Origin of the sequence: Thiomonas sp. X19, assembly GCF_900089495.1 — a bacterium.
In the GTDB taxonomy this organism is placed as follows: Bacteria; Pseudomonadota; Gammaproteobacteria; order Burkholderiales; family Burkholderiaceae_C; genus Thiomonas_A.
In genome coordinates, this window is the sequence record NZ_LT605203.1 from 317,321 (window position 1) to 340,862 (window position 23,542).

10 protein-coding genes are annotated in these 23,542 nt (G+C 67.4%); all 10 read left to right on the forward strand.

Annotated elements, in window-relative coordinates; translation table 11 throughout:
- Window positions 1-15 precede the first annotated feature (15 nt).
- Window positions 16-1,662, forward strand: a complete 1,647-nt coding sequence (locus THIX_RS01660; protein ID WP_112484572.1) for a TIGR03016 family PEP-CTERM system-associated outer membrane protein — start codon at window positions 16-18, stop codon at window positions 1,660-1,662.
- Between the two features lie 14 nt (window positions 1,663-1,676).
- A complete protein-coding gene (locus THIX_RS23295) occupies window positions 1,677-3,932 on the forward strand; it encodes an XrtA/PEP-CTERM system-associated ATPase (RefSeq protein WP_158540772.1) in 2,256 nt (751 codons plus the stop codon).
- A gap of 134 nt (window positions 3,933-4,066) precedes the next feature.
- Window positions 4,067-5,641: an XrtA system polysaccharide chain length determinant gene (locus THIX_RS01670; RefSeq protein ID WP_112484573.1), complete on the forward strand. Its 1,575-nt coding sequence runs from the start codon at window positions 4,067-4,069 to the stop codon at window positions 5,639-5,641.
- A gap of 10 nt (window positions 5,642-5,651) precedes the next feature.
- The gene (locus THIX_RS01675) at window positions 5,652-6,551 is read left to right on the forward strand and encodes an AAA family ATPase (RefSeq protein ID WP_112484574.1); all 900 of its coding nucleotides are present in this window, start codon (window positions 5,652-5,654) and stop codon (window positions 6,549-6,551) included.
- A gap of 216 nt (window positions 6,552-6,767) precedes the next feature.
- Complete coding sequence (locus THIX_RS01680; RefSeq protein WP_112484377.1) at window positions 6,768-8,123, forward strand: IS1182-like element ISThsp16 family transposase; 1,356 nt, start codon at window positions 6,768-6,770, stop codon at window positions 8,121-8,123.
- Between the two features lie 314 nt (window positions 8,124-8,437).
- Window positions 8,438-15,823: a polyketide synthase gene (locus tag THIX_RS01685; RefSeq protein WP_158540773.1), complete on the forward strand. Its 7,386-nt coding sequence runs from the start codon at window positions 8,438-8,440 to the stop codon at window positions 15,821-15,823.
- Window positions 15,824-15,848: 25 nt separating this feature from the next.
- The gene (locus THIX_RS01690; RefSeq protein WP_112484576.1) at window positions 15,849-20,858 is read left to right on the forward strand and encodes a non-ribosomal peptide synthetase; all 5,010 of its coding nucleotides are present in this window, start codon (window positions 15,849-15,851) and stop codon (window positions 20,856-20,858) included.
- 22 nt (window positions 20,859-20,880) lie between these two features.
- Window positions 20,881-21,729: a 4'-phosphopantetheinyl transferase superfamily protein gene (locus tag THIX_RS01695; protein ID WP_158540774.1), complete on the forward strand. Its 849-nt coding sequence runs from the start codon at window positions 20,881-20,883 to the stop codon at window positions 21,727-21,729.
- A complete protein-coding gene (locus tag THIX_RS01700; protein ID WP_158540775.1) occupies window positions 21,726-22,556 on the forward strand; it encodes a serine aminopeptidase domain-containing protein in 831 nt (276 codons plus the stop codon). Before THIX_RS01695 ends, THIX_RS01700 begins: the two co-directional genes overlap by 4 nt.
- Complete coding sequence (locus THIX_RS01705) at window positions 22,549-23,484, forward strand: alpha/beta fold hydrolase (RefSeq protein WP_112484579.1); 936 nt, start codon at window positions 22,549-22,551, stop codon at window positions 23,482-23,484. The genes THIX_RS01700 and THIX_RS01705 overlap by 8 nt, the downstream gene beginning before the upstream one ends.
- Window positions 23,485-23,542: the final 58 nt, after the last annotated feature.

The following is a 23,542-nucleotide window of genomic DNA, read 5'->3' on the forward strand; positions in this document are numbered from 1 at the left end:
CCCCGGGAGCCCACCATGACCTTTCATCGCACGGCGCTTGCCAGCGCCATCGTTGCCGCTTGTGCTGCTTTCGGCAACTGGAACGCGGCGCAAGCGCAGATTGTTCCTGGTGCTCCTGCGATCCCGGCGATGCCAGCCATTCCCGCCGCCCCGGTCTTGCCAGCCGAGGCGGCATCGGGGGCTGCAGCCGAGAACTTGGCACCGGCGCCAACAACCTATCTGTCTCCCTCCGTGGCGGTGTTGGCGACCGGCACCAGCAATGCCAACTTCGGCACGGGCCTGAGCCCGCGTAGCGACACCGTTCTGGAGGTCGTGCCTCGCCTGGTCGTCGTCTCCGACCATGCCCACTGGCATTTGCGCGGCGACTTCAGCCTGGACGGGCTGTACTATGCGCGCGGCACGCAAACCAACCGCGTGCTGCCCATCGGCAGCCTGAATCTGAGGTCGGAACTGGTCGATCGCTTCGTCTACCTGAATGCCGGCGTCCAGTCCCAGCAGAACATCGTGAACCCCTATGTCGGGCAGCAGACACCGGGAACATCCAATCAGTACACGTCCACCCAGTACCGCATCAATCCGTATATCGACCGACTGATCAACCCGGATTTGCGCTTCATTGCCAGCAGCGACGATATCTGGACCAAGATCAACAACAACCCGACGAATGCGGGGGTGTTCGGCGGGCGCTACTCGGTCCAGACGGTCAGCCTGGATCAGCGCCCCCTGCCCTGGGGTTACACCCTGGTTGCACGACAGACCGACACCACTTACACCAACCTGCCATTCGCCTCGCTGAAGGACACCTCGTTCCGCGCCATCGGCAATTACGCCTTGTCCGATCGCCTGACACTGGGCCTCATCGGCGGCTATGAAAAGGTCACGGCCTTTCTCGCCGAGGAGAAAAAGCCCATCTACGGTGTCCGCGGCTCGTGGCAACCCAATGCCCTCGGCAACATTGACGCCACGGTGGAGCACCGTTACTTCGGCACGGGCTGGAATATCCAGGCGCTTGGCGGCTCACCCTTGCTGCGGTTCAGCATGAACTGGACGCGCGGCCCATCCACCTACCTCTCAGCCCTGGCTGGCGGCGGCGTGCCGGGCAGCAATATCACCACCCTCCTCGATGGCATGCTGCTCTCGCAATACCCGGATCCGGTGGCGCGCGCCCAGGCTGTGCAAGGCCTGTTGACCAATTCGGGACTGCCGGCCGGGCTGTCCACCGCCAACAGCTTCTACACCTCCTCGGCCACGCTGCAAAACGCCTTGTCCATCACCGCTCTGCTGCTGCGCCAGCGCAACAGCTACGCCATCTCGCTCTACCGCACCAAGACCGAAGACCTCTTCCTGCCAGGGCAAAGCCTGCTTCAACTCGTGCAGACGTTCTCATCTGACAATATTCAGACCGGGGTAGCGTTCAATTACGGTCGCCGGTTGACCCCCCTTGACAACCTGAACGTCACATTACTGCGCGCGGACAACTCGGGCTTTGGCTTCAATGCGGGGCTAAGCTCGCGCCAGACCAGCCTCGTCGCCCAGTTCGATCATCAGTTCTCCCCCAGAACCACGGGGCTGCTTGGCGTACGCCGCCAGCTCCTGAGATCCACTTTGGTGGGGAACTCGAATGAGTCGGCTGTCTTTGCAGGCGTCGTCCACCGCTTCTGAACGCGAAAGCGGCCATGTACGAGCAGTTCTTCGGCCTGACGGCGCCGCCGTTTCAGATCAACCCCGACCCCAGCTTCTACTTCGAGAGCAAAGGCCACGGCAGCGCGCACCAGTACCTGCGCTTCGGTGCCTTCCAGGGCGAAGGCTTCATCGTCGTCACCGGCGACATCGGTGCCGGCAAGACCACGCTGCTGCGCGCCTTGCTCGCCGAGCTCGATCCGGCGAAGGTCGTGGCGGCGCAGATCGTCAGCACCCAGCTCGAAGCCGGCGAGTTGCTCTCGGCAGTCGCCCTGGCTTTCGGCATACCCTGCGACGGCATGAGCAAGGCCAAGCTGCTGGTCACGCTGGAGGCTTATCTCGCTTCGCTGGCCACGTCCAACCGCAGCGCCCTGCTCATCATCGACGAAGCGCAAAACCTGGGGCCGGCGGCCATCGAGGAGTTGCGCATGCTGTCGAACTTCCAGTTCGGCAGCCGCGCCCTGCTGCAAAGCTTTCTGGTCGGCCAGCCCGAACTGCGTGACATCCTGCGCCTGCCGCAAATGGAACAACTGCGCCAGCGCGTGATCGCCAGCTGCCACCTCGGTCCGATGGACGAGGCCGAAACGCGCGCCTATATCGAGCACCGTCTGCGCCATGTCGGCTGGAACAACCGCCCCGCGTTCGCCGACAACGCCTTTGTCGCCATCTACCACTGGTCGGGCGGTGTGCCGCGGCGCATCAATATGCTGTGCAGCCGCTTGTTGTTGTCGGCCTTTCTGGAAAGCCAGGAGACGATCGACGCTGCGCGGGTGGACCGCGTCGCCAGTGAAATCCGTGCCGAGCTCAGCGGCACGGACCCGACCACGCAACCCGACGCTGCACCTGGCAAGCCTGCGTCCGCCACGCATGCGACCTTCACCGAGCCGGCGCAAGCCACATCTGCCGCGGCGAAAGGCAAAAGCCGCCCTTCCGACGACACCAAGCCACCGAGGCATGAAGGCAATGCTGAACCGCATTTGCGCTCCGCGTCGATCGCCCCGCCCAACATCACCGCCGCCTCTGGTGCTCGCCTCGACCTGAATTTGCCATGCTCGCCTCCGCCCGAAGCTGGCGACGGCATGCCGGGGCCGCTGCTATGCGTCGCGGCGTCGCAAGCTGGGGTGGTGGTCATGAGCGCGCTGCTGCGCGCATTCGCGCAGCGCGAAGATCTGCCGCGGACGGTGCTGGTGCAGATCCTCGCGCACGATGCCATCGAGGACGCCGAGTTGGCCGCGCGCAATGCGGCCGATCTCGATCTGCCGTACACCGACTTCATCCTGGAGCCGCAGGCGCAGACGGTGGCCGGCCGCTTGGCCGAGGTCATGGCCACATTCGCCGGCCTGCTCAATCAGCAGCGGCCCAGCGCCGTCATCCTGAGTGGGGACGAAGCCGCGATGGTGGTCTGCGCCGTCGCCGCCAGCCAGATCGGGGTTCCGGTGGTGCGGGTCGATGCCGGCTTGCGGCATGGCGACCGCGCCGCGCTACGCGAAACCAACCGTGTGCTCATCGACCACGCCTCCAGCCTGCTCTGCGCCGGCGAACGCCCCGCCCTGGTGCGACTGCAGGCCGAAGGCATTCCTGCCAACCGGGTGCACATGACCGGCAACCCCTGGATCGACGCCATGCACCAGGCCTTGCCGCGCAGCGTGCCCCCCGACCTGACCGTCAAGAGCCATGGCGTTCCGAGCGATATCTTGACCCATCCCAGAGGCTATGCCCTGGTCTGGCTAGAGCATGCGCTGGAGGGCGACGGCGTGAAAGTCCTGACCGAACTGGACTCGGCCCTGCGCCGCATCAGCAAGACCATCGCGCTGATCTGGCCCATGCCAGCGGCGCTGCAGGCGGCCTTGTACGCGAACCGGACAGGCGCCGAGGCCCAGTCCTCGACCATTGCCACCATGTCCTCGCTGAGCTATCTCGAAATGCTGGGCCTGATGCGCGAAGCCACCTGCGTTCTCACCGACAGCGGCTGGCTGCAGGACCAGTCGGCAGCGCTGGGCATTCCCTGCCTGACGCTGGCGACCCAAAGCGAGCGCCTGGCCTCCATCCAGGGCGGCACGAACGTCCTGGTGGGCGGCAGCATTCGCCGCATTTTTCGTGAAATGTCCGAAATACTCGATTCCGGCGATAAACCCTCGCGCCTGCCCGAACTGTGGGACGGCCACGCTGCCGAGCGCATCGCATGGCATCTGTCGAACTGGCTGCTGGCGCGGCAGGATCATGCATTTCGCGCCTATCTGGAAAGGGCATGAAGACCGCAGACGGCGCGCCCACACGCGGAGCTCCATCCGAACTTGGAGATCAACCCCCGCATCTGCAGGTTTACCCATCGGACCAAGACCCGGATGATTCGATCCTGCTTCAATCTTGCACTCCCTGACACGCCATGAATGATCTGCTCCGCCCCCTGTTCAATCTGCTCCCCGCCATGTGGGAAAAACGCTGGTGGGGCCTGGCCGTGGCCTGGGTCTTCGCCCTGCTCGGCGCCTTCGGCCTGGTAGTCTACAAAGAGCGCTACCTGGCCAGCGCCACCGTGTACGTCGATACCAAAACCATGTTGGGCCCGCTGCTCCAGGGCTTGACGGTGCAGCCGGACGTCAGCCAGCAAGTCGACCTGCTGGCGCGCACGCTACTGGCGCGTTCCAACCTGAACACCATCATCGACGAAAACCACCTGCTCAAGCCCGGCAGCACTGAAATTCAGCGCGAATTCCTGATCAAGCAGCTGATGAAAACCCTACACGTCAAGATTAACGGGCAGGACAATCTCTACGAAATCGATTACGTCAGCAACGATCCACAAAAAACGCTGGGCGTGGTGCGTAGTCTGCTTAACCTGTTCGTGAGCAATGGCATCAACGCCAACCGCAAGGACTCCGAGCAGGCGGTGCGGTTCATCGACAGTCAGATCGCCATCTACGACAAAAAGCTGCGCGACGCCGAGAACAAGCTCAAGCAGTTCAAGACCGCGCATCCAGGCTATTCCGGCCAGGCCGCGACCGACTACTACACCAGGCAGGCGCAGTTGCAGGACCAGCTCACCATGCTGCAGGGCCAGCTCAGCTCGGCCGCCAGCTCGCGCAACGCGCTGCAACGGCAACTCGCCGATGTGAAGCCTACGCTGGCGCCCTCGCTCATGCCTGGCACCAATATCGTCGTCGGCGGCCAGCCCTCCGACATCGACCTGCGCATCGCCGCACAACGCAAACGCCTGGATGACCTGCTGCAGCGCTACACCGACGCCTACCCCGACGTCATTGCCACACGCCAGACCCTCGCCCGGCTGGAGCGCGAACGCCAGCAGCAGGAACAGCGTCTGGCCAACGCGCCGCCTGCAGCGCCCACGGTGTCACCGCAATACTCGGAGGCCAACAACCCGGTCTACCAGCAATTGCGCATCAGCCTCGCACAGGCCGACGCCAGCGTGGCGGCACTGCAGTCGCAAATGGGCGATGTGCAAGCGCGCCTCGCGCAACTGCGCACCCAGGCCACGCAAATGCCCAAGCTCGACGAGCAGTACATCCAGCTCAACCGCGACTACAACGTGCTCAACGACAACTACCAGAAACTGGTGCAACGGCGTGAAGCGGCCATGCTGTCGCGCAACCAGGACGACAGCCGCAAGCTGGATTACTTCCGCATCGTGGATCCACCGCGTCTGGGGCCCACGGCGCTGTTTCCCCGCCGCACCTTCCTCATTGCCTTTGTGCTGATGCTCTCGGTCTTTCTCGGCGTGCTCACCACTTACCTGCTGGTGCTGCTCGTGCCCACCTATCGCAACGCCCGTCAGCTGCGTGAAAGCACCGAGCGCGCCGTGCTCGGCTCCATCTCCCTGAGCCTGACGCCGGCCGCCGCGCAGCACGAGCAGCGCAGTCGCAACCTTTTCATGCTCGGCAGCGGCGCCCTGGTGGTCGTGTTCGTGGTTTGGACTGTCATCAACACGCTGCACCTGACCCATTGAGAACGACGCCATGAGCACCATCGAACAAGCCAGCAAACGCCTCGAAGAGCTCCGCAAAGCCGGGGTCGACATGCCCTGGGCGCGCGATCCCGAGGCGGCGACGCTGAGCCCGGACCAGCCCGCCGCCCTGGCCGGCGCGCTGCAGGACGTCGCCCCCGCACCGGCTCCGCTCGCAGCCCCCAAGCACCGCGTCGACATCGACTTCGCGGCGCTGCGAGACGCCTGCTATCTCGTGCCCGACGCCCCGCGCTCGCGCCTGCTCGACGAGTTCCGCGGCGTCAAGCGCCCGCTCCTGGCCAACGCCCACGGCAGCAAGACCGCCGAGCCGGTGGACCGCGGCAACCTCATCATGATCACCAGCAGTCTGCCCGGCGAGGGCAAAACCTACACGTCCATCAACCTGGCCATGAGCATGGCCATGGAGATGAACCACAGCGTGCTGCTGGTCGATGCCGACGCCACCCGCATGGCCGCGGCCCAGCGCCTGGGGCTCACCGGCCGGCGGCGCGGCCTGATCGATCTGCTGCTCGACCCCGCGCTCGACCTGTCGGAGGTGGAGCTCGCCACCAATGTGGACACGCTCACTTTCCTGCCGGTCGGCACGCAGAACGAGCGCGCCACCGAAATTTTCAGCAGCCAGGCCATGGTCGCATTTCTCAACCGCCTCGCCGCGCACCAGCAGGATCGCATCGTCATCTTCGACTGCCCCCCGTTATTGCCATCGGCCGAGGCGCGGGCCCTGGCGCCGCAAATGGGCCAGATCGTGCTGGTGGTGTGCGCCGGAAAGACCCACCAGGGTTCGGTGCAGCAGTCGCTGGCCATCCTGGAAGAAAGCCCCATCGTCATGACCCTGCTGAACCAGTCGCGCACGCCCTCGGCATCGTCGCCCTACGGCTATTACGCCTACTGACGCCACGCAACTTGCAGCCGGTGCAGCACAGCGCCGCGAACGGGTCGCGGCGCTGTGCATTTCGTCCCTCGCGCGGCGCCCACGCCAGCCGTTTCACCCTATTCGGGGGGCACAAATCTGCGAGATGCGCTTCTAGGAGACTGTCGGACTTTGCGGTCTTCCGGATGAAGACGCTATCCGAGACAATTGCTGCTGCACAACCGAGAGCCCGAGCCGATGAGCCGCTTCGTCCCTGTTGACCGAGACACCGCATATCTGTTGCCACCGTCGGTGGACGAATGGCTGCCCACTGATCACTTGGCGCGCTTCGTGGTCGAAGTCATCGAGCAGCTTGATCTGGGCGATCTGGCCCGACAGTACGCAGGCCGGGGCTCGGCGGCGCACCATCCGGCGGTGCTGCTGGGCCTGCTGATCTACGGCTACGCCAACGGCGTGCACTCCAGCCGCAAGATCGAGCGGGCGACCTACGACTCGGTGGCGTTCCGCTTTGTTGCGGCCAATACCCACCCCGATCACGACACGCTGGCGACGTTCCGCCGCCGCTTCTTGAAGGAGGTGGAGGCACTGTTCGTGCAGGTGCTGGTTCTGGCGCGCGAGATGAAGCTGCTCAAGCTCGGACACATCGCGCTGGATGGCACCAAGATCGACGCCAACGCCAGCAAGCACAAGGCCTTGTCGTGGGCTCATGCCAACAAGATCGAGGCGCAGCTGCGCCAGGAAGTACAAACGCTGCTGGCGCTGGCAGAGAACAGCGACCGCGCGACGGTACCCGACGGCATGGATGTGCCGGCGGAGATCGCCCTGCGTGCAGATCGCTTGAGCGCAATCGCGCAGGCCAAGGCCAAGATCGAGCAGCGCGCCAGCGAACGCCATCAGGTCGAGCAGCAGGAGTACGAGGCCAAGACCGCCAAGCGCCAAGCCCAGCGCGAGGCGGGCAAGAAGCCGCGCGGCAAGGACCCTGAGCCGCCAGAGGCCGGCCCCCGGAGCAGCGATCAGGTCAACCTCACGGATGAAGAGTCGCGCATCATGCCCGTGTCGGGTGGGGGCTTCGAGCAAAGCTACAACGCACAAGCCGGCGTGGACATCGCGACGATGATGGTGATCACCCAGCATGTGAGCCAGGCATCCAACGACAAGCGCGAAGTTGTGCCTACGCTGCAGCAGATCCAAGCGTTACCCGCGGTGCTGGGCGAGGTGCACACGCTCATCACGGACAACGGCTTCTTCAGCCAAGCCAACGTGATCGCGTGCAACGACGCGGGTATCGAGCCGCTGCTGGCGCTCAAGCGGGAGTCGCATCACACGCCGGTGATGGGGCGCTTTGCACCCGATGTGCCCGAGCCCCAGACGACGGATCCGCTCGTGCAGATGGCACACCGCCTGGGCACGCAAGCAGGCCGAGCCCTGTACGGCCTGCGCAAGCAGACAGTGGAGCCGGTGTTCGGCATCATCAAGCAAGTGATGGGTTGGCGCCAGATGAGCATGCGCGGGCTGGCCAAGGCACAAGGCGAATGGAGCTTGGTGACCATGGCTTGGAACATCAAGCGCATGCACGTCCTGCGAGCCGCGTGAGGGCAATAGTGCGCCCCGACCACGCCAAAACCGAGTCCCCAGGCCGCCCCATGTGCCCTCACAGTGTCTCGCCAACCATCGAGAGCGTTCGATCAGCGCGCCGCTGTCAAAAAAAACGCGTCGCACTGATCAATCGGATTCGCTCGGGTTCAAGTCCGACAGCCTCCTAGACTCATCACCAATCGATTCCGTCGCGCCGCAGTCCTTCATTCTTGTTTTTCCTGCCTCAGCGATCCGGCTCGAACGTCGAATCCGACACAAGTTTGAGCATCTCGCACACCACGACCAAGATGCCCGGCAGCAGAGGGAATGCCATGACCGATCACCAAGCCCCATCCGCAAGCACGCCGCGAACCGTCGCTGACGTTTTCGCGCAGCTCGCGGTGCGGCATGCCGATGCCACGGCCCTGGTGCACGGCGCCCAAGCCCTGAATTACGCGCAGCTGCAAGCACGCGCCGGCGCCCTGGCCCTGCGCCTGCGCGCCTGCGGTGTGGTGCCGGCCTGCGTGGTCGGCGTGGCGCTGCCGCGTTCGATCGACAGCATCACCACCCTGCTGGCCATCCTGCAGGTCGGCGCCGCCTATCTGCCGCTCGACCCGGCCTATCCCGTCGAGCGCACCAGCCACATGCTGCGCGACGCTGGCGCCGGCCTCGTCATCACCCATGCCGCGCATGCCGAACGGTTCTCGACGCACGCCCCGCTGCTCGTGCTCGACGCCGCGCAAGCCAATCCCCCGCCACGCGCACTGCCACTGCCGCCGCAGGCCGTGCCGCTGGCCTACATCATGTACACCTCGGGCTCGACCGGCCTGCCCAAAGGCATCGGCATCCCGCATACGGCCATTCTGCGGCTGGTGATCGAGCCCAACTACATGCGTCTGGGGCCCGACACCCGCATGCTGCACGCCGCCCCCTTGGGGTTCGACGCCTCCACCCTCGAAATCTGGGGTCCGCTTCTGAACGGCGGCGTGTGCGTGCTGCACGACGAAAACCTGCCCACGCCGGCGGGCCTGGCCCGCACCATCGACACGCACGCCGTGAACACCGCCTGGCTCACCGCAGCGCTGTTCAACGCCGTGGTCGACGACGACCCCAAGCACTTGCGCGGCCTGGCGCAACTGCTCACCGGCGGCGAGGCGCTGTCGGTGCGCCACGTGCGCCGCGCGCTGCAGGCCCTGCCCGAGGTGCGCCTGATCAACGGCTACGGCCCCACCGAGTGCACCACCTTCTCCACCACCTTCTCCATCCCGCGCGATCTGCCCGCAGACGCCCGCAGCATCCCCATTGGCAGGCCGATCAACGCCACGCAGGTGCATGTGCTGGGCGCCGATCTGGCCGCGGTTCCAGCAGGTGAAGTCGGCGAACTGTTCGTCGGCGGAGCCGGGCTCGGCGTCGGCTATCTCAACCGGCCCGAACTCACCGCCGAGCGTTTTGTGCCCAACCCCTTCGGCGCGGCCGGTGAGCGTCTCTATCGCACCGGCGATCACGTGCGCCAACTGCCCGACGGCAACCTCGACTACATCGGCCGTGCCGACACCCAGGTCAAGATTCGCGGCTTTCGCATCGAGCTGGGCGAGATCGAAGCTGCGCTCGCCGCGCATCCCGCCGTCAAATCCTGCGCCGTCATCGCGCGCAATGACGCCTCCGGCAACGCTCGCCTCATCGCCTATGGCGTTGCTTCCGGCCAAGCCCCGAGCAGCGCCGATTTGCGCACCCTGCTGGCCAAACGCCTGCCCGATTACATGCTGCCCGCAGCCTTCGTCTGGCTGCCCGCGCTGCCCATCACCACCAACGGCAAGCTCGACCAGCACGCTCTGCCCGAGCCGCAAAGCCGCCGCCCCGACCTGACCACCCCCTACCAAGCCGCGCAGGGCGAAGCCGAACAGCGCGTGTGCGATGCTTTTGCCCAGGCCCTGGGCCTGCGGCAGGTTGGCCGGCGGGACAACTTTTTCGACCTCGGCGGCAACTCGCTGCTGGTGCTCAAGGTGCTGTCGCTGCTGGGCGATGCGGCGCGCAGGCTGGGCACCCATGCGTTCTTCAGCCAGCCCACGCCCGCCGCCCTGGCACGTTTGCTGGAGACCGCGTTCAACCATCGTGACAGCGCCGCGCCCGCGCTGGATGCGCGCCGCCTGCCCAGCCGCATGCTGGCCGGGTCAGCGCAGGACGCAGCCGCACGGCATGAGCGCACGGCGCAGGCAAACGGCGCCGTGCCCATCGCCATCATCGCCACCGCCGGGCGCTTTCCCGGCGCGGCCGATGTCGAGCAGTTCTGGGCCAATCTGCTCGCCGGGCGCGACAGCATCACCCATTTCAATTCGAGTCAGCCCCCAGGTGATGGCCGCGCCACCTCCGCCCCCCAAGGGGGGCAAGAAAGCTTGGGACTGAGCGCTGCGGCTCCAATCCCGTCGGCGCGGGATTGGACCGCGCAAAGGCCAACCGACTCTGGCGGTCGGCGGCCCGGCGCTTCCTTGCTGGCCTCGCTCGACCCCGGCATCCCCGCCAGCCTGAGCACCAACCCCGACTACGTGAAGGCCCGCGGCATCATCGACGGCGTCGATCAGTTCGACGCCGCCTTCTTTGGCATCAGCCCGCGCGAAGCCGCGTTGATGGACCCGCAGCAGCGCATTTTTCTCGAGCTGTGCTGGCAATGCCTGGAGCGCGCCGGCCACGCGCCCGACGCCGTGCCCGGCCCCGTCGGCGTGTTCGCCGGCATGTACAACGCCACGTATTTTCAGCATCACGTGCAGCACCGGCCCGACCTCATCGACCAGCTCGGCGCCTTCCAGGTCATGCTCGGCAACGAGAAGGACTACATCGCCACGCGCACCGCCAACCGCCTCAACCTCACCGGCCCGGCGGTCAGCGTGCACACCGCCTGTTCCACCTCGCTGGTGGCCATCGCCCAAGCCGTGGTCAGCCTGCGCGCCGGGCAGTGCGACATGGCGCTGGCGGGCGGCAGCTCCGTCACCTGCCCGCCCAACAGCGGCTATCTGTATCAGGACGGCGCCATGCTCTCGCCCGACGGCGCCACCCGCAGCTTCGACGCCCGCGCGCAGGGCACGGTGTTCTCCGACGGCGCCGCCGTGGTGCTGCTCAAGCGCCTGGGGGACGCGCTGGCCGATGGCGACCCGGTGCTCGCCGTGATTCGCGGCGTGGCCATCAACAACGACGGCCGCGACAAGGCCAGCTTCACCGCGCCGAGCGTGGACGGCCAGGCCGCCGTCATCGCCGCCGCGCAGCGCGACGCCGGCATCGACGCCCGCAGCGTGAGCTATGTCGAAACCCACGGCACCGCCACGCCCATGGGCGACCCGGTCGAGGTCGAAGCCCTCACCCGCGCCTTTCGCCAGCACACCGCCGACACCGGCTTTTGCCGCATCGGCTCGCTCAAGAGCAACGTCGGTCACATGGTGATTGCCGCCGGTGCCGGCGGCGTGATCAAAACCGCACTGGCGCTGGCGCACGAAACCCTGCCGCCCAGCATCCACTACACCGCGCCCAACCCCGGCATCGACTTCGCCAACAGCCCGTTCACGGTCTGCAACGCGCTCACACCCTGGCCACGCGGCGAACAGCCGCGCCGCGCCGGAGTCAGCGGCTTTGGCGTCGGCGGCACCAATGCCCATGTGGTGCTGGAAGAAGCGCCGCTGCGCGCGCCGTCCGCCGCCGCCGTCGGCCCGCAGTTGCTCACGCTCTCGGCCAAAACGCGCGCGGCGCTGGACGCCATGGCCACGCAGCTCGCCGCGCATCTGCAAGCGCACCCGCACATCAATCTGGCCGATTGCGCCCACACCCTGCAAGTCGGGCGCAGCGTCTTTGCGCATCGCCTGTGTGTCGTCGCAACGACGGCGGACGAAGCCGTGCAAGCCTTGCAAACGCCCAGCCACGCGCTGCGCGCTCAACGCCAGATCGGCAGCAGCGCGCCGGCGCCCATCTGGATGTTCTCCGGCCAGGGGGCGCAATACCCCGGCATGGGCAGCGGTTTGTACGCGGCAGACCCGGCTTTCCGCGCGGCTTTCGATACGGCGGTGAACGCGCTCGCCCCACACCTGCCCTTCGACTTGAAGGCCCGCATGTTCGACGGCGACGGCGCGGCCCTCGCCCAAACCGCCACCACCCAGCCCGCGCTGTTCGCGCTCGAATGCGCGCTGGCGCAAAGCTGGCTGGCGCGCGGCGCCCAGCCCGCGGCGCTCATCGGCCACAGCGTCGGCGAGTTCGTCGCCGCCGCGCTCGCCGGGGTGATGACCCTGGAAGACGCCGCCAGCCTGGTGGCGCAGCGTGGCGCGCTGATGCAGGCGCAGCCGCCCGGCGGCATGCTGTCGGTGCGCCTGTCCGTGGCCGAGGTGCTCGCGCGCCTGCCTGCCCCCCTGGCCCTGGCCGCCGAGAACGGTCCCAGCGCCTGCGTCGTCGCCGGCCCCAGCGCCGACGTGCAAGCCTGGCAGGCCGAGCTGGAAGCCGCCGGCGTGCCATGCCGCCTGCTGCAAACCTCGCACGCCTTCCATTCGCCGATGATGGACGGCGCGCTCGACGCCTTCGCCGCCGCGGTGGGCGCGGTGAAGCTCTCGCCGCCCACCATCCCCATCGCCTCCACCCGCACCGGCGCCTGGCTCACCGATGCCGACGCCACCAGCGCCGACTATTGGATGCGCCATCTGCGCGAGCCGGTGCGCTTCTCGCCCGCCGTGCGCACCGCGCTGCAACGGCATCCCGACGCCGCGTGGGTCGAACTCGGCCCGCGCGCCGCGCTCGCCACCCTGGCGCGTCAGCATGGTCCGGCCGGAAATGGCAAACGGCCCCCTGGCGCTGGTGAAGCCATCCCCGCCCACCAAGGGGGCCAAGAAAACTTGGGACTGCGCGCCGCGGCTCCAATCCCGCTTGCGCGGGATTGGACAGCGCAAAGGCCAGCCGACTCTGGCGGTTGGCGGCCCGGCGTTTCCTTGTTCGCCGTGGCCAGCCTGGCCGACGCGCCCGAGCGCGAAGCCGCGCAGATGCTGCTCGCCCAGGGCGCGTTGTGGACCGCAGGCCTCGACCTGCCCGCGCCCGCCGCCAACCCCGCCACCGGCCGCCGCCGCATCCAGTTGCCCACCTACGCCTTCGAGCGCAAGCGCTTCTGGATCGACGCGCCCGTGGCGCAGGCCGCGCCAACGCCGCAAAACCTTCCCCTCCCCAACCCTCCCCACGCCGTGGGGATGGAGCAAGACCCGAGTTCCAGCACCGCCACCACATGCGTTCCCGCACCTCCCCCCGCTGAAGCGTCCGCAGACCCCGCCGCAAATGCAGGCCGTGCGCCCCTCTTGCACTTCCCCTTGGAAGAAGGCGCTCCAACCAGCGCCCCCTCGGAAGTTTCCGCAGACCCCACTGCGGACGCCGGTCGTGCGCCCCTCCCCCACCCCGTGGGGGAGGTCGGGAGGGGGAGGGCCTCCTCAGCATCCAACCCCAGCGCCACCGTGCTGGCCTTCGTTCCGCCCGTTCCCCCTTCTGCCATGTCTCCCGCCATGTCCACGACCCAGCCCGACATCGCCGCCGCGCCGACATCCGCTGCCCGCAAGGACCAACTCATCGCCCGCCTGCGCGACATGTTCGAGGATGTCTCGGGCGAAGACCTGAGCCAGGCCGACGCCGCGGCCGCCTTCGTCGAACTCGGCATCGACTCGCTCACCCTGACGCAAGCGGCGCTGCAGGTGAGAAAGGAGTTCGGCGTTCCCGTCACCTTCCGCCAGCTGATGGAAAGCCTGCGCAGCATGGATCTGCTCGCCACCCACCTCGACGCGCAACTGCCGCCCGAGCCAGTGGCCGCCGCGCAGGCACAGGGAGCGGGCATGGAGCAGGCCGCGCCATGTGCTGCGGCCATGCCCGCGATGTTCGCCACCGCACAAGCCAGCATGCAAGCCATGCCCATGCCCATGCCACCGCTCGCGACAGGCGTGCCCTCCAGCGCCTTGCAGCAACTCATCCAGCAGCAAATGCAGCTCATGGCGCAGCAGCTCGCCTTGCTGAGTGGCACGCCGCTCATGGCCGCGCAGGCTGCCGCAGCACCTGCCATGCTGGCCGCGTCGCCCGCTGCAGCCCCTGGGTCCGCGGCTGTCGCAACACACGCCACGCCAGCCCTATCGATGCCCGCTGCAGCGTCGCCCGACGACACCGACACCCAGCGCTACGACGTGAAGCAGGCCTTCGGCGCCATCGCCCGCATTCATACCCAGGCAAATCCCTTGACCGAGCGCCAGCGCGTCCGCCTGGCCGCGTTCATGCGGCGGTATGTCGAGCGCACCGCCAAGAGCCGCGCCTACACCACGCAGCACCGCGGCCACCTCGCCGACCCGCGCGTGGTCAACGGCTTTCGGCCGATGATCAAGGACATCGTCTATCAAGTCGTGATCGAGCGCAGCAAGGGCGCGCACATGTGGGACCTGGACGGCAATCAGTATGTGGACGTGCTCAATGGCTTCGGCATGAGCCTGTTCGGCTGGCAGCCCGACTTCGTGCTCGACGCCGTGCGCCAGCAGCTCGACGCCGGCTACGACATCGGCCCGCAGCACCCGCTCGCCGGCCCGGTGGCCGAGCTGGTCTGCGAGCTCACCGGCTTCGACCGCGCCGGCCTGTGCAACACCGGCTCCGAAGCCGTCATGGCCGCGGTGCGCATCGCCCGCACCGTGACGGGCCGCAGCACCGTGGTGCTGTTCACCGGCTCCTACCACGGCACGTTCGACGAAGTGCTGGTGCGCTCCGGCAAGCAGCACAAGGGCATTCCGGCCGCGCCCGGCATCATGCGCGGCATGTTCGGCGACGTGCGCGTGCTCGACTACGGCAGCCCCGAGGCGCTGGCGTTCATCCGCGCCAACGCCGGCGACCTGGCCGCCGTGCTGGTGGAGCCGGTGCAAAGCCGCCGCCCCGAATTGCGCCCGGTGGACTTCCTCAAGGAGGTGCGCAGCATCACCGCCGCCAGCGGAACCTGCCTCATCTTCGACGAAGTCATCACCGGCTTCCGCTGCGCGCTCGGCGGCACGCAAGAGCTGTTCGGCATCCGCGCCGACCTGGCCACCTACGGCAAGGTCATCGGCGGCGGCATGCCCATCGGCGTGGTGGCCGGCAAGCGCGAGTTCATGGACGCGCTCGACGGCGGCCCCTGGCAGTTCGGCGACGACTCCATCCCCAGCGTCGGCGTCACCTACTTCGCCGGCACCTTCGTGCGCCACCCGCTGGCCCTGGCCGCCGCCCACGCCAGCCTGCTGCACCTGAAAGCAGCCGGGCCCATGCTGCAACACAAGCTCAACGCTTCGACCGCCGCGCTGGCCGAAGAACTCAGCGCCTTCTGCCGCGAGCAAGGCGCCCCGCTGGAAATCCGCCACTTCGCCTCGCTCTGGCGCGTCGCCTGGCTGGAAGACCACCCGCTGCAAGACCTGCTGTTCGCCATGATGCGCAGCCGCGGCGTGCACATCCTCGACAACTTCCCCTGTTTCCTCACCACCGCGCACAGCGAGGCCGACATCCGCCTCGTCGCCACCGCCTTCAAAGACTCGGTGCGCGAGCTGCAGGAGTCCGAATTCCTGCCGCGCCACAAGTCCCCGGTGTCGGTGGTGTTCGACGCCGCCAGGCCGCCCGTGCCCGGCGCCCGCCTCGGCAAGGACGCCAGCGGCAAGCCCGCCTGGTTCGTGCCCAACCCGGCCGAACCCGGCCGCTTCCTCAAGGTGGGCGCGTGAGCCTCTCGCCCGGGAGCACACACTCATGAACGACATGAGCCAAGACCCAGGCCCAGGCGGTTTCTCCGCCGTCGATTACAACCCCTTCGCCGACGCCGCGCCCATCGCCCGCGTCGTGCCCGCCACCGAAGCGCAGCGCGAAATCTGGCTCGCCTGCCAGCTCGGCGCCGAAGCCAGCCTGGCCTATAACGAATCGGTCAGCCTGCGCTTGCAAAGCCCATCGCAGAGCGCGCTCGATGCCGAAGCCCTGCGCCGCGCGCTGGGCGCCCTCGTCGCCCGCCACGACGCGCTGCGCGCCACCTTCGGTGCCGACGGCCAGGACATGTTCATCGCCGAAACCCTCGCGCTCGACATGCCCGTGCACGACATCAGCGCCCTCACCGCCGAGCAGCGCGAGGCCTCGTTGCAGCGCCATATCCGCGCCGACGTCGACACCCCGTTCAACCTCGAACAAGGCCCGCTGCTGCGCGCCCAGCTCATCGAGTTGAGCGAATGCAATGCCGTGCTGGTGCTCACCGCCCACCACATCGTCTGCGACGGCTGGTCGTTCGGCGTGCTGCTGCGCGAGCTGGCCGCCTTGCTCGCCGTCGCGGCGTCAACCCATCCCGATGCCGCCTTGCCAGTCGCTGAAACCTATGCCGACCATGCCCTGGCGCAGCTCGACCCAGTCCATGTCCAGCAGGCCGAGGCCGATACAAGCTATTGGGTCTCGCTGTACGACCGCTCGGTGCCCGTGCTCGATTTACCCACCCGTCGCCCGCGCCTGCCCCAGCGTGCTTTTGCCTCCCGGCGCGAGGACTTGCGTCTCGACTCCGGCACGCTCGAAGCCGTGCGCAAGCTCGGCGCGCGCCATGGCGTCAGCCTGTTCGCGGCGCTGTTCGGCGTCTTCGCCGGCCTGATCTCACGCTTGTCTGGGCAGGACGAAGTCGTCATCGGCGTCTCCGCCGCAGGGCAGTCGGCCGAGGGCAGCCACAGCCTCGTCGGCCACTGCGTCAACCTGCTGCCCATCCGCATGCTGGTCGATGTCGAAGCCGACGCATCCGCGCTTTTGCTGCAATCCCGCACCGCCGTGCTCGACGCCTACGAGCACCAGAGCGTGAGCTTCGGCGGCCTGCTCAAACATCTGCAACTGCAGCGCGAACCGGGACGCCTGCCGCTGGTGTCGGTGCTGTTCAATCTGGATGCGCGCATGGATGCCGCCGCCTTCGCCCCGGCGGGTCTGCAGGCGGAGGTTTTTTCCAATCCGCGCAGCGCTGAAAATTTCGAGCTGTATCTCAACGCCACCCAGGACGCGCAAGGGCTGCTGCTGGAATGCCAGTACAAGACCGCGCTGTTCGATCAGGCCACGGTGCGCCGCTGGCTCGAGCTTTACCGCGAAGCGCTGGTGCGCGCCGCGGCGGACCCGGCCCAAACCCTGGCCGCCCTGTTGGCCCCGCCGCCAGCCGAGCAAGCCCTGCTCGCTGCCTGGAACAACACAGCGCGCGACGGCCCGCCAGGGCTGCGTCTGAACGATCTGCTGCAAGCCGGCCTGCAGCATGACCCGACGGCCACCGCGCTCGTGTTCGAGGGTCAAACCCTCAGCTACCGCGAGCTGCATGCCCGCGCCCGCCAACTTGCCCATGCGCTGCGCGCGCAGGGCGCCGGTCCGGGCGGGCTGGTGGGCGTGTGTCTGGAGCGCAGCCTCGATCTGGTGGTGGCGCTGGTGGGCATCATCGCCAGCGGCGCGGCCTATGTGCCGCTGGACCCATGCCTGCCCGTCGAGCGCCTGGCTGGCATGGTCGAAGATGCCGGGGTCAAGCTGCTGGTCACGCGCCACACCGAACATGCCGGCCGCAGCAGCGCTTTCGCTGCGGCCGGCCATGCCGTGTTCATCGACGCCATCGTCTGGCAAGCCGACGACGCGGTGCCGCCGTTGCCGCAGCTGGGTGGCGATGCCGACCCGGCCTACGTCATGTTCACCTCGGGCTCCACGGGCCGACCCAAGGGCGCGATGAACGCGCATCGCGGCATCGTCAACCGCCTGCTGTGGATGCAGCAGGCCTACGCCCTGCAGCCCGGCGAACGCGTGCTGCAGAAAACCCCGTTGAGCTTCGACGTGTCGGTGTGGGAGTTCTTCTGGCCGCTCTCGGTTGGAGCCACGCTGGTCGTGGCTAGGCCCGACGGCCACCGCGACAGCGCCTATCTGGCCGATCTGGCGCAGCGCGAGCGCATCGACGTGATGCACTTCGTTCCCTCGATGTTGCGCTTCTTCCTCGATGAGCCCGCCGCACCCGCATGTACGCGGCTGCGCCGCGTCGTCTGCTCCGGCGAGGCGCTGCCGCTCGATCTGGTCGAGCGCTTTTTCACGCTGTTGCCGCAAGCCAAATTGGCCAATCTCTACGGCCCGACCGAAGCCGCCGTCGACGTCAGCGCCTGGGAATGCCGGCCTGCGGAGCCCTCCGGCACCGTGCCCATCGGCGCGCCGATTGCCAACACCCAGTTGCATGTGCTCGACACCCGGCTGCGGCCCTTGCCCATCGGCACGGCGGGGGATCTCTACATTGGTGGTGCGCAAGTCGGCATGGGCTATGTCAAGCGCCCGGAGCTGACTGCCGAGCGCTTCATCACCGATCCGTTCAAACCCGGTGGACGCCTGTACAAAACCGGCGACATCGCCCGCTGGCGCGGCGACGGCGCGCTCGACTATCTGGGTCGCAGCGACCATCAGGTCAAGGTGCGCGGCTACCGCATCGAACTGGGCGAGATCGAAAACCATCTGCTCACGCTGCCCGGCATCAGCCACGCCGTGGCCATCACCCGCGAAGACAGCCCCGGTGACTTGCGCCTCGTCGCCTATGTGGTTGGACGCGACGGCCCGGTCGACAGCGAACGCCTGCGCGAACGTCTGCGTCAGGTTTTGCCGGACTACATGGTGCCGCAGAACATCGTCCAACTCGACGCCATTCCGCTGCTGTCCAGCGGCAAGCTCGATCGCCGTGCGCTGCCCGCGCCGAACCCGGCGCAAACCGGGTCCGGGCGCAGCCGCGTGCCAGCGCGCGATGTCACGGAGCAAACGGTGCTCGGCCTCATGGAGCAAGTGCTCAAGCTCCCCGAAATGAGCGTGCTGGACGATTTTTTCGCCCTGGGTGGACACTCGCTGCTCGCCGCGCGCCTGATCGCCCAACTCAATGGGGCACTCGACCTCAATCTACCCCTGCGGCTGGTCTTCGAGTCACCCACCGCCGAGCGCATGGCTCAGGCCATCGAGAAAGCCAGGGTCGCCGGAGGCATGGGCCGCGTCGCCATCCGCCACGACCCCTCGCGCATCGACGCGCCGCTGACCGCGCAGCAAGAGCGCATCGCCTTCATGGAAGAACTGTACCCGGGGCGTGTGGTCTACAACACGCCCTCGGCACACCGCCTGCGCGGCCCGCTGGCGCTCGACGCCTTCGAGCAGGCACTGCACGACATGGTGTCGCGCCAGCCCGTGCTGCGCAGCTTCATTCGCACGACGAACGGCGCGCACGCGCAGGTGGTGGCGCCGCAGGTGGAGTTCGAGCTGCCTTTCGACGACCTCAGTCAATGGCCGGATGCCGAGCGCGAGGCCGAGTTGATGCGCCGCATGCAGGCCATGGTCGACCGGCCCATCGACATTCACCAAGTTCCGTTGTTCCGCGCCGCGCTGTTCCGGCTGGCCCCTGAGGAGCATGCCTTCCTGTTCATGCCCCATCACATCATCTGGGATGGCTGGTCCTTCGATCTGCTCTACAGCGAAATGGCCGCGTGCTACACGGCACGCAAGCACGGCACGGCCAACACCCTGCCGCCCTTGCCCGTCACGTATGCCGACTACGCCCAGTGGCAAACCGAATGGATGCAAAGCCCGGTCTTTGCCGCCCAGCTGCGCGATTGGAACGCCCGCATGGCCGAGGCACCGGCGCCCAAGGCGCCAAAAACCGACAAACCCCGCAGCGCCGGCATGAGCGGAGGGGGCGCGACCGAATGGGTGCGCATCGACAAGACCACGACGGAAAGCTTGCACGACATGGCCCGGCAGACGGATGTCACGCTCAATATGCTGGCGCTTGCGCTCTACGGCGCCATGATGGCGCACGCGGCGGACAGCTCAACACTCGTCATCGGCGTGCCTGTGCGCGGGCGCATGATGACCGAGGTCGAGCCGGTGATGGGTTTTTTCAACAACCTGCTTCCCTTGCAGCTGCGCATCGACCTGAACCAGACGGCAAGCGACTATCTGCGCAGCGTGAAGCAGGAGTTCATGGATGTGTTGAGCTTCCAGGACATTCCGTTCGAACGCCTGGCGATGGAGCCGGAGATGATGGCGCGCTCGCAGCGCGCTGGCATTTACCAGGCGCTGTTCTCGTTCCAGGACGCACGGGAACGCACCCGACAATGGGCTGATTTGGAGCAGAGCAGCATTCTCATTTTCCAGAAAGGCGCCACCGAAGACCTGGGCCTGTGGCTGATGGAGGTGCCGGGCGGTCTGGAAGGCGGATTCACCTACAACACCGACATCTACACGGCCCAAACCGCAGCGGCGTTCAAGGCCCGCTACTTGGAACTTGTGCAGCGCTTCGTCACCGACCCGGGACAGCCGCTGCGCACGTTGCTGGCGACGGAGCATTCCGCCGCGGCTGCGGGCTTGCGGCATCTCTCGTCCGGCGACATGCCGCAACCCGCGCCGAGCTTGGCCCCGCCTGATGCGGCCCGCCCCCCACGCGAGCCCACCCGACCCCTCACCCCCACCGAGCAAGCTCTGAGCGAAGTCTGGGCGGGATTGCTGGGCCTGAAGCCGGAGCAAATTGAACCGCAAGACAACTACTTCGACCTCGGCGGCGACTCGCTCACCGCCATGCAGGCGGTCATCGGCATGCATGAACGCACCGGCAAGCGCGCCAACGCCCGCCTGCTCATTTTCGAGACACTGGGGCAAATCGCCCTTCACTACGACGCACTCGAAGTTGAGGCACTGACCAAACCCGGGCTGGTGAAACGCCTGTTCGGTGGCCTGGGCCGCAGCAAGAGCATGCACTGAACAACCCCCGATGGAGGCCCCCATGCTGTCCACACCCAACCGCGAACCCCATGCCCAACGCTGGTCGCGCGCGCAGGGCAATGCGCCGTACAACCCCAGGCCGCCAAGCCTCGCCGCCACGCTGCCGCCCCGCCTGCGCGCCCATGGCGTGGCCACGCTGGCTTGGCCACAGGGCCGCAATGTGCATGTGTGGCGGCTCGATCTGCGCGATATGGGGGCCGATGCCGTCGCCCTGCTCGACGCCGCCGAGACCGAACGTGCGCAGCGCTTCGTCTACGCCCACGACTGGCGGCGCTACGTGGCGGCGCATGCCTGGCTGCGGCGCATTCTCGGCGCCTATCTCGGCGTGCCGTCGCAGCAGTTGCGCTTCGCCACCGGCGCTTACGGCAAGCCGGTGCTGCTGCAAGCGCTGCGCGGGGCGGGCCAGGCGCCGCTGTGTTTCAACCTGAGCCACAGCAAGGATCTGGCGCTGATCGCCGTGACCGCAGGCATCGAAGTGGGCGTGGACATCGAGGCCGTGCGGGGCGATCTGCCGGGGCCGGACCTGGCCGCCGGCGTGCTGAGCGCAACGGAGCTCGACGAGCTGGCGCAATGCGCCGCGCCCGACCATGCCGACACCTTCGTCGGCTGCTGGACACGCAAGGAAGCCTGCCTGAAAGCGCTGGGCATCGGCCTGCGGCTGGAGCCGCGCGCGCTGCACGTGGGCTTGCGCACGCAGCGCCAAACTGTGCAGGTGGATGGTGCCGCGGCGCCCATCGACATCACCCCGCTGCCCGCACCCAGCGGCTATTGCGCTGCGCTCGCCGCGGTTGGGGGTTTCGCGCACATCGAGCCGCAGGACGCCGCCCATCAGCCGGAGTGGCGAACTTGACCCCACTGCGATTCTTGCGCGACGCGCGCGAGCTGTTCGCGCTGCATCTTGAGCCGAGCGCCGACGCCGCGGCGCGCGACCACGCCGTGCTGCTGTGCAACCCCTTCGGCCAGGAGGCCATTCGCGCCCACCGCCTGTACCGCGTGCTCGGCGACCGTCTGACGGCCGCCGGCTTCCACGTGTTGCGCTTCGACTATTACGGCAGCGGCGATTCGGCCGGCGATGACGCCGACTTCGACCTCGACGGCGCCATCGCCGACACCGTGGCCGCCGGCAACTTGCTGCTGCAACGCAGCCGCGCCGGAAAGTTGTCGTGCCTGGGACTGAGGCTGGGCGGCAACATCGCGGCACTGGCTTCAAGTCATTGGGCCGAGGCGCTGGACCAACTGCTGCTGTTCGAGCCCGTGGCCGAAGGCGGCAGCCATTTGCTGGCCTTGCAGCAGTCCAACGCCGACACCATGGCCGGCATGTTCGGCTCGCGCTGGCGCATCGACCCCGCGCTGCGCCAATTCAACCTGCCCGACCCCGGCGGCGAAGCGCTGGGCTTTGCGCTGACGCCGGCCTGCAAGGCGCAAATTGCCGAGCGCATCGGCCTGCACCAACCCTGGCCCGGCCGCGCCCGCAACACCATCATCCTCACGCCGCAAGTCGATGCGTTCACCGTCTGGGCGGCCAAGCGCGACCTCCTGGCCTCACCCCGCTTGCACGTCGCTCCCTCCGACTCCGACATCGACTGGGCCACCAACAGCGCGTTGAACACCGCCATCGTTCCCCGGGCCTGGGTGGACCATGCGCTCGGCGCCCTGACGGAAGCCGTCCATGCATGAAGCCACCCTCGTCTTCGGCCCCGACCAGGGGCTGATCGGCACCCTGACCCTGCCCGCCGCGCGCGCAGACGCTGCCGCCCCATGCGGCATGGTGCTGTTCAACGCCGGCGTGGTGCACCGCATCGGGCCGCACCGCATCAACGTGAAACTCGCGCGCGAACTGGCGCGCCACGGCATTCCCACCATCCGTTTCGACCTGCACGGCATCGGCGACAGCCTGGGGGCGGACGGCAAACTGAGCTACCAGCAGCAGGTGGTGCGCGATTTGCAGGCCGCGATGGACACGCTGCAGGACGCCGCGAGCGTGCAGCACTTCGCCCTGCTCGGCTTCTGCTCCGGTGCGCTGCCCAGCTACTGGGCCGCGCAGCAAGATGCGCGCGTGCGCCACATCATCCTGTACGACGCCTTCTCCCTGCAAACCGGCAAGAGCCGGAGGCGCTTTTTCGTCGTTCGTCTACGCAATCATGGTTTCGATCCGGTCGCCATCGCGCTGTATCTGCGACGTGCCGCGAGTTTGCTGGGATCGCTGCCGCAGTGGCTGCAAAGCAAGCTCCGACGCTTGCACGTCGAAGCCGCTCCCCCCGTCGACGACCGACCCTCAAAAGCTCAGCTTGCACAGGGCTTCGCGCAATTGGCGCAAAAGGGCGTGCATGTCTCGGTGCTGCAGTCGGGCGCTGACTTCAGCAACGTCAACTACGCGGCGCAAATCGTCGAGGCCTTTGGCCTGGATGATGCGCCCATCCCCAATCTGCGCACGGCTTGGCTGGCGCCCATTGACCACGTCATGACCTCGATCAACGCCCAGCGCGAGTTCATGGACTGGATTTGTGCCGACTTGCTGGAGCGGCAAACCGTTGTCGTGGATCAGTTGCCGAACCACGTGCATCATTCCCCGCCCACGCCGGAACCTGCACATGCGCCCGATTAGGTTTGAGGCGCAGCATCCAGCCCACTGGCATTCACCCAAAAACCGGTCATCGACCACC